This window comes from Mesorhizobium sp. M1A.F.Ca.ET.072.01.1.1 (assembly GCF_004023325.1).
Lineage (GTDB): Bacteria > Pseudomonadota > Alphaproteobacteria > Rhizobiales > Rhizobiaceae > Mesorhizobium.
Map to the genome: position 1 here is coordinate 1 of NZ_RZSF01000636.1, position 1,401 is coordinate 1,401.

Below are 1,401 nucleotides of genomic sequence, written 5' to 3' on the forward strand. Positions count from 1 at the left end.
CGATCACGCTGAGCCGCGAGCAGGCCCTGGAGCGCGCCAGGAGCGCAGCCCAGCGCGCCGCGGCGGAAGAAGGCGCCATCACCGCCAACGCGCAAGCAGTCGCCGCGCTTTTGCGGCAGGCCGGCATCGAGGTGACCATGCCGCATCTCGAGCAGCGCCTGCGCGGGCGCGATTCGATGGCCGACGGGCTCACCGGCCAAAGCGTGAGCGCCGCGCCCGAGGCCCAGCTGCTCACCAATGCGGTGCGCCATGTCTTCGAGATCCCGGACGCGGCCTTGACGCGCGCCTTCAAGGCGGCCGTGCTGGCCTTCGAGGAGCGGGGCTGCAGCGAGGTCGAAACCACCAACTGGTTCAGGATGCGCAGGCCGAGCTTCCTCGCCATCCGTACCGTGTTCAGCACCCCGCAGGGCTATCGCTTCGAGGTCGAGTTCCATACGCCGGCCAGCTACCAGGCCAAGCTCGCCAACCACGACCTCTACAAGCAGATCGGCAGGCTGCGGCGGCATCCCGAGCCGGACGCTGTGCAAAAGGCCACCGAACTCGTGCAGAGCGTGAAGGACAGATGCCTTGAGGTCGCCATTCCCCCTGACGTCGCGAGCATACCCCACTGGGGTTTGCCGCAAGATCGCAGGTCGCGGGCGGCTGGGGCCTTCAGCCTGCCCGCCGCCGAACGGGCAAGCCAGCCCGCGGCCGCCCGCTCGGCGCGGGCCGTCGAGATCATGGCAGCCCTCGGGACGCGGCCGATTGTGCTGGTCGGCATGCCGGGCAGCGGCAAGTCGACGATCGGCCCTGAGCTTGCCAGGAAGCTGGGGTTGGAGTTTGTCGACACCGACAAGCACATCGAAGCCCGGCACGGAAAGCTGGCGGATCTGTTCCAGCGTCATGGCGAGGCGCACTTCAGGGCGCTGGAGGCCGAACAGATCGCCGGGCTATTGGAGAATGGACCTTGCGTCATCGCAACCGGTGGCGGCGCCTTTGCCCAGCAGCACAATCGAAGCCTGATCGTCGAGAAGGCGGTATCGGTCTGGCTCGACACCAACCCGCAAGTGATCCGCATGCGCCTCAGGAACGACACCAGCCGCCCCCTGCTGCAGGGCCCGGACGGGAATGACAAGCTCAGCCGCATGTTCGAGGAGCGCACGCCGCTCTACCAACAAGCCGATATCAGGGTGGTTCCGCCGCATAGACAGGACAAGAAGAACGCCGAGCCTTGCGTGAAGGCGCTCCACGCCTACCTGTGCGGCGGCGAGGACGAAGCCGCCCCCACGCCTGCTAACAAAGCGCCTGCCGCTAACGAGATGCCCGCCGCGACGCAAACGCCGCTTGCCATGCCAACGCCCGCCGCTGCCGAGAGGCCGCCCACTGCCGGGACATCAGGCACCTCCGGCGCTCCCAGCGCCG

The 1,401-nt window shown here is 68.1% G+C and carries 1 protein-coding gene; it reads left to right on the forward strand.

Going from position 1 to position 1,401, the window contains the following annotated elements; all coding sequences use genetic code 11:
* Nucleotides 1-1,401: shikimate kinase (locus EOA32_RS40710; RefSeq protein WP_128374308.1), on the forward strand; the 1,401-nt coding region annotated here is incomplete at both ends.